9 protein-coding genes are annotated in these 8,143 nt (G+C 67.3%); 7 read left to right on the top strand and 2 right to left on the bottom strand.

The genetic code is table 11. The annotated features are described in order from the left end of the window. Together ACK59X_RS16950 and ACK59X_RS16945 are read left to right on the top strand one after the other, a co-directional pair. Window positions 1-153, top strand: a 153-nt coding sequence (locus tag ACK59X_RS16950) for a GMC oxidoreductase (protein WP_409959028.1), incomplete at its 5' end; no start/stop codon positions are given. A 162-nt stretch (window positions 154-315) separates the two neighbouring features. Then, window positions 316-1,071 (top strand): hypothetical protein, encoded by a 756-nt coding sequence (locus ACK59X_RS16945; RefSeq protein ID WP_409959024.1) that lies wholly within the window; start codon window positions 316-318, stop codon window positions 1,069-1,071. A gap of 7 nt (window positions 1,072-1,078) precedes the next feature. Here ACK59X_RS16945 and ACK59X_RS16940 read toward each other — a convergent pair whose 3' ends face one another. Then, window positions 1,079-1,900 carry an ABC transporter permease gene (locus ACK59X_RS16940; protein WP_409959026.1) on the bottom strand — a complete coding sequence of 274 codons (822 nt, stop codon included), beginning with the start codon at window positions 1,898-1,900 and terminating at the stop codon, window positions 1,079-1,081. A gap of 26 nt (window positions 1,901-1,926) precedes the next feature. Further along, the gene (locus ACK59X_RS16935; protein ID WP_409959022.1) at window positions 1,927-2,670 is read right to left on the bottom strand and encodes a diguanylate cyclase domain-containing protein; all 744 of its coding nucleotides are present in this window, start codon (window positions 2,668-2,670) and stop codon (window positions 1,927-1,929) included. A gap of 179 nt (window positions 2,671-2,849) precedes the next feature. Here ACK59X_RS16935 and ACK59X_RS16930 point away from each other — a divergent pair, with 179 nt between their 5' ends. The 5 genes from ACK59X_RS16930 to ACK59X_RS16910 all read left to right on the top strand — a co-directional run bounded on the left by ACK59X_RS16930 (window position 2,850) and on the right by ACK59X_RS16910 (window position 8,030). Beyond that, window positions 2,850-4,070: a PAS domain S-box protein gene (locus ACK59X_RS16930; protein WP_409959020.1), complete on the top strand. Its 1,221-nt coding sequence runs from the start codon at window positions 2,850-2,852 to the stop codon at window positions 4,068-4,070. Next, window positions 4,067-4,753 (top strand): response regulator, encoded by a 687-nt coding sequence (locus ACK59X_RS16925; protein WP_409959018.1) that lies wholly within the window; start codon window positions 4,067-4,069, stop codon window positions 4,751-4,753. Before ACK59X_RS16930 ends, ACK59X_RS16925 begins: the two co-directional genes overlap by 4 nt. A 146-nt stretch (window positions 4,754-4,899) precedes the next feature. Beyond that, complete coding sequence (locus ACK59X_RS16920; RefSeq protein ID WP_409959016.1) at window positions 4,900-6,303, top strand: CmpA/NrtA family ABC transporter substrate-binding protein; 1,404 nt, start codon at window positions 4,900-4,902, stop codon at window positions 6,301-6,303. A 1-nt stretch (window position 6,304) separates the two neighbouring features. After that, the gene (ntrB, locus tag ACK59X_RS16915) at window positions 6,305-7,174 is read left to right on the top strand and encodes a nitrate ABC transporter permease (RefSeq protein ID WP_409959014.1); all 870 of its coding nucleotides are present in this window, start codon (window positions 6,305-6,307) and stop codon (window positions 7,172-7,174) included. After that, the gene (locus tag ACK59X_RS16910; protein WP_409959012.1) at window positions 7,164-8,030 is read left to right on the top strand and encodes an ABC transporter ATP-binding protein; all 867 of its coding nucleotides are present in this window, start codon (window positions 7,164-7,166) and stop codon (window positions 8,028-8,030) included. Before ntrB ends, ACK59X_RS16910 begins: the two co-directional genes overlap by 11 nt. Window positions 8,031-8,143 lie beyond the last annotated feature (113 nt).

Here is an 8,143-nt window from a genome sequence, read left to right as displayed (position 1 = left end):
GTCGTGGTGGATGCGCAATTGCGCGTGCACGGACTTGAGGGCCTGCGCGTGGTGGACGCGTCCATCATGCCGCGCATCGTGAGCGGCAACACCAACGCGCCCACGGTGATGATCGCCGAGAAGGCCGTGGACATGTTGCGCGCCGCAGCGTGAGGAATGTCACGCCGCGGCCTGCGGCAGGGCGCTGAAAGCGGAAGTTGTTCACAGGCGAAAACGCCGCGCTTTCCTAGACTTCTTTCATCGGCTGCAGATGCATGGTGCATCTGGCCGAACACCGCGAGAGGCGGTGTGGCAACTTGAAAGAAGAACACTGCGATGAACATCGACCCCCGCGAAATCTCGGCCCTGATCTCGGCCCACTCCGATCCCTTGGCACAAGCCGGCGCGCCGCGCATGGACATGTATGCCGGCATCCACAAGGCCCTGCGCGCCGTGATGGCGCACACCCTGCTGGCCCTGGGCCGCATGGACGTGGCGGATGACGAAGAGTTCGCCAGCCACTGCGAGCGCGTGATGGACCTGCTGGACCTGTGCCGCTCGCATCTGCAGCACGAGAACACCTTCGTGCACACGGCCATCGAGGCGCGCGCCCCGGGTGCCGCCCGCATGCTCGAAGGCGAGCATGGCGAACACGAAGCCGCCATCACGGCCCTCGCCGCTGGCGTCACGCAGCTGCTGGGCTGTGCGCCCGCAGCGCGGCCCATGGCCACCCAGGCGCTGTACCGCCAGCTGGCGCTGTTCATCGCCCACAACTTCGAGCACATGCATGCCGAGGAAACCTCGCACAACAGCGTGCTGTGGGCGCACTACAGCGACGAGGAACTGGTGGACGTGCACAACGCGCTCGTGGCTTCCATCCCGCCCGAGGAGATGATGGCCATCCTGCGCTGGCTCGTGCCCTTCATGTCCCCGCCCGAGCGCACGGCCCTGCTGGCCGACATGCGCGCGCATGCCCCTGCACCGGTGTTCGAGGCGGTGCTCGCCAGCACCAAGCCCCACCTCACGCCCTACGAGTGGATCAAGCTGATGCGCAGCCTGGACCTGTCGGCCGAGACCGCACCACCCTACTGAAGCCGCTTCAGCTGCGAAAGCGCTTGCGGGTTAGCGCCATGGCCACCCAGAACGCCACCACCGTGGTCACCACCAGCACCAGGCTATGGCGCCAGGGGTGGGCGGGCCACCGGTCCATGAACAGCGGGCGCACCAGTTCGACGGCATTGGTCAGCGGCAGCCAGTCGGAGATGGCGCGCACGATGGGTGGAAGTTGCTCGCGCGGGACGAACACGCCCGAGAGGAACATCATGGGCGTGAGCACCAGCGTGAAGTAGTAGGTGAAGAAATCGTAGCCCTTGGCCAGCGCGTTGAAGATCAGCGCGATGCTCGAGAACATGATGCCCACGCCCAGCAGCACCGCCCAGGCCACCAGCAGCTTGGGGCTGTGGCTGATGCCCAGCGCCAGCATCACCCCCAGGATGGCGGTCACGGTGAACAAGGCCTTGAATGCGGCCCAGAGCATCTCGGCCAGCACCACATCGTCAAGGCGCACGGGGGCGTTCATGATGCCGTCCCAGGTCTTTTGCACATGCATGCGCGAGAAGGCCGAGTACAGCGCTTCGAAGCTCGCCGCGTTCATTGCGCTCATGCAGATCGAGCCACTGGCCAGGAACAGGAGGTAGGGCACATGGATGCTGCCGCCATCGGCCGTGGCTACGGGCACCTGTCCCACCAGCTTGCCCATGCCGTAGCCAAACGCCACCAGCCACATCAGCGGCTCGGCGATGTTGCCCACCAGGCTGGGGATGGCCAGCTTGCGCCAGACCAGCCTGTTGCGCAGGAACACCGGCCACCAGCGTGCCGACAGCACGGGTGGGCGCCAAGGGGAGGGGGTGGGCGGGGCCATGCCGCCCGGGGCCGTGCTTGCCATGGTCAGGCCGCCGGCGCGTAGCACCAGCGGTTGCGGCCGTTGCGCTTGGCTTCGTACAGTCCGGCGTCGGCATGGGCGATGAGCTCATCCACGCCGCGCCCATGGTCCGGGAAATGCGACAGGCCGATGCTGGTGCCGATGTCCGCGCCGCCGACGGCGAGCTGGAAGCGGTCGGTCAGCGCCGCCACCATGCGGTTGGCCACACGCTGCGCATCGTCCGGGCTGGCGCCGGGCAGGACGCACAGGAACTCGTCACCGCCCAGGCGGGCCAGGGTGTCGCCCTCGCGCAGGCAGCCGCGCAGGCGCTGCGTCACCAGGCACAGCAGCTCGTCGCCTGCGGCATGCCCCATGGTGTCGTTGACATGCTTGAACTTGTCCAGGTCGAGGAACAGCACTGTGAGCAGGCCGTGGCGCGTGTTGGCGTCGGTGAGCGCCTGGCGCAGCCGGTCGCGCGCGATCATGCGGTTGGGCAGGCCGGTGAGCGGGTCCAGGTTGGCGGCTTCCAGTTCCCGGCGGGTCTGGTCCAGATCGGAAATGCGGCACTCGAGCTCGAACTCGCGTGCCTCCAGCTTGACCACCATGTGCGCGAAGGCTTCGGCCAGGCGCGCCTGCACGCTTTCCTCGGGGCGCTCGCCGGTCATGTCCATGAGCGGGCCGATGGCGCGCAGGTCACCTTGCTGGGCAATGCGCTGCATCACGTCGCACAGGCGTTGCAGGAAGGGGTCGTCGATCTCGGCGGGTGTCACAGGATGTTCTCCTCGTTGCGGCAGGCAGCATGTTAGTGGCTGCCGCAGGCGTGTGCCAGTCCGGTTCCCGTCCGGTCTCGATTTCCCCGGGCGGCGCAGCAAGGCAGCCGCCCATCCCGGCGCGCTCTGCGAGAACGGAGCCGGCGCTCAGGCATGGGCATTGCTTGCCCTGCCGTGCCATGGAGACAAGCCACAACGCCGCCACGCCGCCGCCCGATCCCGGGGCCGACGTGCCCTGGGAGCAGCGTCTGCGCCTTTTGCTGGATTCGACCGACGAGGGCGTGTTCGGCATCGATCTGGCGGGCAACTGCCGCTACATCAACGAAGCAGGGGCCCGCATGATCGGCTTGCCGGCCGATGCGTTGCTTGGGCGCAACATGCATGCGTTGACCCACCACACGCATGCCGACGGCAGCGTATACGCCGAAGCCGACTGCCCGATCTTCAACGCCTTCCGCCGCGGCATGCCCTGCCGCCTGGACAACGAAGTCTTCTGGCGCGCCGATGGCCGCAGCTTTGCCGTCGAATATTCGAGCCACCCCATCGTCGAGCAGGGCGCGGTGTGCGGGGCCGTGATCGCCTTCGCCGACATCACTGGTCGCAAGCGCGCCGCCGAGGACCTGCAGCAGGCGCACGACGCCCTGGCGCGCGCCAATGACGGGCTGGAGCGCCGCGTGGCCGCGCGCACGCGCGAGCTGACAGAGGCGCTGGAGCAGTTGCGCGAGCTGTCCGCCTATTCCGAACAGGTGCGCGAGGACGAGCGCACGCGCATCGCACGCGAGGTGCACGACGAGCTGGGCAGCCTGCTGGTGGCCCTCAAGATGGACGTCAACTGGCTGCACAAGCGCCTGGGCGAGCAGGGCGAGCGCACCCCCGAGGCCGCGGGCGACATGCGCCAGCAGATGCGCTGCAAGTGCCAGAACATGAGCCGCCTGATCGAGACTGCGGTGGACAACGTGGGCCGCATCATCACCGACCTGCGCCCCAGCATCCTGGACCACCAGGGCCTGTGGGCGGCGCTGGAATGGCAGGCGCAGGAATTCGCCCAATCGGCCGAGATCGCGCTCGACTGGCGCTGCGTGCCGCCGCCGGGCGACCTGCCGGAGGCTGCGGCCATGGCGGTTTTCCGCATCTTCCAGGAAATCCTGAGCAACGTTGGCCGGCATGCGCGCGCCGGTTCTCTGGCGGTGGACATCGGCCTGCGCGAGGGCTGGCTGCAGATGCGCGTGCAGGACGACGGCGTGGGCGCGGCGCCTCAGGCGCTGGAATCGCCCACCGCCTATGGTGTGATGGGCATGCGCGAACGCGCGCGCCAGCTCGGCGGGCGCCTGGCCATCACCAGCGCGTCCGGCGCCGGCTCCTGCGTGCTGCTGGAAGTGCCCTGGGAGCCGGTGCCATGAGCCGCCCCATCCGCGTGCTGCTGGGCGACGACCACCGCATCGTGCGCGAAGGCCTCAAGCAGGTGCTGGCCGACCCGGCCAATGGCAAGCCAGAGATCGCCGTGGTGGCCGAAGCCATCGACGGCACCGAGGTGCTGGCCCGGGCCGAAGCCCTGGGCGGGCAGGCCGGGCTGGACGTGGTGCTGCTGGACATTGCCATGCCCGGGCTCGACGGACTGGAGGCCCTGCAGGCGGTCCGTCGGCGCTGGCCCGAGCTGCCCGTGCTCATGCTCAGCACCTACCCGGAGCGCCAGTACGCGGTGCGCTGCATCCAGATGGGCGCGTCCGGCTACCTGCACAAGAGTGCCGACCCCGACGACATGGTGGCCGCGGTGCGCAAGGTGGCAGCGGGCGGCCGCTACCTCACGGAGGCCACGGCCCAGGCGCTGGCCGGTGCGGTGGAGCGCACCGGCGTGGTGCGATCAGCCCAGCAGGGCTTGCCGGCCGGGGTGGACGCGCTATCGTTCCGCGAGCACCAGGTGTTCCGCCTGCTCACTGCGGGGCAGAGCGTGAGCGAAATTGGTGCGCAGCTCAAGCTTGCGCCCAACACCGTGAGCACCTACCGCGCCCGCATCCTCGAAAAGACCGGCGCGCGCAACGACGTGGAGCTGGCATTGCTGGCGCGCGGCACGCCCGCCGAGTGATTTCGGGGCCTCGCAGGCCCGATTTGTAGTGCTGCCCCTACACGGTGTAGACACCGCACCCACGAATTCATGACGACAGGCCGCTTGGGCCCGCAACTGGCCCGTGCCTTGCGTAGCGGCTGGCATCAACTTCACCGAGGTGTGCCATGTCTGAATTCTTCTCGCCTTTCGATGCCGACCGCCCGTTGATGCTCAAGTGCAGCTGCGGCCGCGACCACACGGCGGCGGACCACCATGCCGAGGTGTCGGCCGACGCCGCAGCCGCCACCCTGCGCCAGCGCAGCCTCACGAGCGAGTTCGAGGCCTACAGCAACGAATTCATCGAGGCCACCCTGGTCAAGGCCCTGTTCCCGCAAGACGCCGTGCGCCGCCGCTTCATCAAGGCCGTGGGCAAGGGCACGGCCATGGCGGCCATCGCGAGCGTGCTGCCCGTGGCCAGCATGCAGGCCATGGCGCAGGAGAAGGGTGCGCTGGAGAAGACCAATCTCAAGATCGGCTTCATCCCGATCACCTGCGCCACGCCGCTGATCATGGCCCACCCGCTGGGCTTTTACAGCAAGCAGGGCCTGAATGTGGAGGTGACCAAGACGGCCGGCTGGGCGCTGATCCGGGACAAGATGATCAACAAGGAGTACGACGCCACGCACTTCCTCTCGCCCATGCCGCTGGCGATCTCCATGGGCCTGGGCTCCAACGCCACGCCGATGAACGTGGCCACCATCCAGAACGTGAACGGCCAGGCCATCACGCTCAGCCTGAAGCACAAGGACAACCGCGACCCGAAGAACTGGAAGGGCTTCAAGTTCGCGATTCCCTTCGAGTACAGCATGCACAACTTCCTGCTGCGCTACTACCTGGCCGAGGCCGGGCTCAACCCGGACACCGACGTGCAGCTGCGCGTGGTGCCCCCGGCCGAGATGGTGGCCAACCTGCGCGCGGGCAATATCGAGGGCTTCCTGGGCCCCGATCCGTTCAACCAGCGTGCCGTGTTCGAGGAAGTCGGCTTCATCCACCTGCTCACCAAGGACCTGTGGAACGGCCACCCTTGCTGCGCCTTCGGCACCAGCACCGATTTCATCCAGAAGAACCCCAACACCTTTGCCGCGCTGTACCGCGCGGTGCTCACCTCGGCCGCGATGGCGCGCGACCCCAAGAACCGCGAGCTGATTGCCAAGGTGATCGCGCCCCAGGCCTACCTGAACCAGCCCGAGGCCGTGCTCAACCAGGTGCTCACCGGCAAGTTCGCCGACGGCCTGGGCAAGATCCAGAACGTGCCCGACCGCGCCGACTTCGACCCCATGCCCTGGCAGAGCATGGCCGTGTGGATGCTCACGCAGATGCAGCGCTGGGGCTACGTCAAGGGCGACGTGGACTACAAGCAGATCGCCGAGAAGGTTTTCCTCATCACCGACGCCAAGAAGCAGATGAAGGCCCTGGACCAGAAGGTGCCTGAGGGCGCCTACCCCAAGTTCACCATTATGGGCCGCGAGTTCGATGCCGCCAAGGCGGCCGATTACGCGAAAAGCTTCCCCATCCGCAAGGCAGGCTGACATGTCTCCGTCCAAGAACCTCAACCTGCGCGCGGGCCTGCTGTCCGTGCTGATCTTCCTGGTGGTGCTCGGCATCTGGTATGCGGCCACGGCTTCGTCCGGGGCCGCCAACAGCACGGCGGGCATGACGCCCGAGCAGATCGAGTACGCCAAGATGATGGGCAAGGACCTGGGCGCCGGCACCAAGGCCAGCGGCTTTCCTTCCCTGGCCGAGATGGGCACCACGGTCTGGGGCCATGTGTCCAACCCGTTCTACGACAACGGGCCCAACGACAAGGGCATCGCCATCCAGCTCGCGCATTCGCTGGGCCGCGTGGCGCTGGGCTTCGGCCTGGCCTGCCTGGTGGCGATTCCGCTGGGGTTCGTCATCGGCATGTCGCCACTGCTGCGCCGCGCCTTCGATCCCTTCATCCAGGTGCTCAAGCCGATCAGCCCGCTGGCGTGGATGCCGCTGGCGCTCTACACCATCAAGGACTCGTCGATCTCGGGCATCTTCGTGATCTTCATCTGCTCGGTCTGGCCCATGCTGGTGAACACGGCCTTCGGTGTGGCCTCGGTCAAGCGCGAATGGCTCAATGTCTCGGCCACGCTGCAGGTCAACCCGCTGCGCAAGGCCTTCCTGGTGATCCTGCCGGCGGCGGCGCCGACCATCCTCACGGGCATGCGCATCAGCATGGGCATCGCCTGGCTGGTGATCGTGGCCGCCGAGATGCTGGTGGGCGGCACGGGCATCGGCTACTTCGTGTGGAACGAGTGGAACAACCTGTCGCTCACCAACGTGATCTTCGCCATCCTGGTGATCGGCGTGGTCGGCATGCTGCTCGACCTGTTCTTCGGCCAGTTGCAGAAGGTGGTGACCTATGTGGAGTGACATCGCCCAGCGCCCCGCCGCCTCAGCCCCTGACGCTCCGCAACGAAAGGCATCTTCCGTGACTCCCGGCTTCCTCCAGATCGACCGACTCAGCAAGGCCTTTGTGCCCGCCAAGCCGGTGTTCGCCGACGTGTCGTTCACGCTCGACAAGGGCGAGTTCGTCTGCATCATCGGCCACTCGGGCTGCGGCAAGACCACCATCCTCAACGTGCTGGCGGGGCTCGACACCGCCACCTCGGGCACCGTCATCATGGACGGGCGCGAGGTCGCAGGCCCGAGCCTGGACCGGGGCGTGGTGTTCCAGAGCCATGCGCTCATGCCCTGGCTCACGGTGCGCCAGAACATCGCCTTCGCGGTCAAGTCGCGATGGCCTGACTGGAAGGCCGCCCAGGTCGATGCGCATGTGGAGAAATTCGTCGCCCTGGTGGGCCTCATGCCCGCCATCGACAAGAAGCCCTCGCAGCTGTCGGGCGGCATGAAGCAGCGCGTGGGGATTGCGCGCGCGTTCTCCATCCAGCCCAAGATGCTGCTGCTCGACGAGCCCTTCGGCGCGCTCGATGCGCTCACGCGCGGCACCATCCAGGACGAGCTCATGGCCATCGTGCGCCAGACGCAGCAGACGGTGTTCATGATCACCCACGACGTGGACGAGGCCATCCTGCTGTCCGACCGCATCTTGCTCATGAGCAACGGCAACGAGTCGCCCGCGGGCTACCACCCGGGTGGCATCGCCGAGGTGGTGGTCAACCCGCTGCCGCGCGAACGCACGCGCAGCAGCCTGCACCACCTGGACGGCTACTACGCGCTGCGCAACCACATCGTGGACTTTCTCGTCACCCGGGCGAAAGCCCACTGACCGCATCCGGCCGCCAGCCCCGCCGTGCCGCCCGACCGGGTGGCATGGCGGGCTGCACCCAGACTTTCGTTGTCCCGCTGTTTCAAAACCAACCAACCGAAGGAGCCATCACC

It is taken from the genome of Acidovorax sp. (assembly GCF_046339755.1).
GTDB lineage: Bacteria > Pseudomonadota > Gammaproteobacteria > Burkholderiales > Burkholderiaceae_C > Acidovorax.
Note: the sequence above shows the minus strand (reverse complement) of the source record. Positions and strands in the feature narration are given on the sequence as shown.

What these genes read in the sequence shown, in the direction of transcription:
- ACK59X_RS16925 (WP_409959018.1), top strand. Translation starts at nt 4,067, where the DNA reads ATGAGCCGCCCCATCCGCGTGCTGCTGGGCGACGACCACCGCATCGTG.
- ACK59X_RS16920 (WP_409959016.1), top strand. Translation starts at nt 4,900, where the DNA reads ATGTCTGAATTCTTCTCGCCTTTCGATGCCGACCGCCCGTTGATGCTC.
- ACK59X_RS16930 (WP_409959020.1), top strand. Translation starts at nt 2,850, where the DNA reads ATGGAGACAAGCCACAACGCCGCCACGCCGCCGCCCGATCCCGGGGCC.
- ACK59X_RS16945 (WP_409959024.1), top strand. Translation starts at nt 316, where the DNA reads ATGAACATCGACCCCCGCGAAATCTCGGCCCTGATCTCGGCCCACTCC.
- ntrB (WP_409959014.1), top strand. Translation starts at nt 6,305, where the DNA reads ATGTCTCCGTCCAAGAACCTCAACCTGCGCGCGGGCCTGCTGTCCGTG.
- ACK59X_RS16940 (WP_409959026.1), bottom strand. Translation starts at nt 1,900, where the DNA reads ATGGCCCCGCCCACCCCCTCCCCTTGGCGCCCACCCGTGCTGTCGGCA.
- ACK59X_RS16910 (WP_409959012.1), top strand. Translation starts at nt 7,164, where the DNA reads ATGTGGAGTGACATCGCCCAGCGCCCCGCCGCCTCAGCCCCTGACGCT.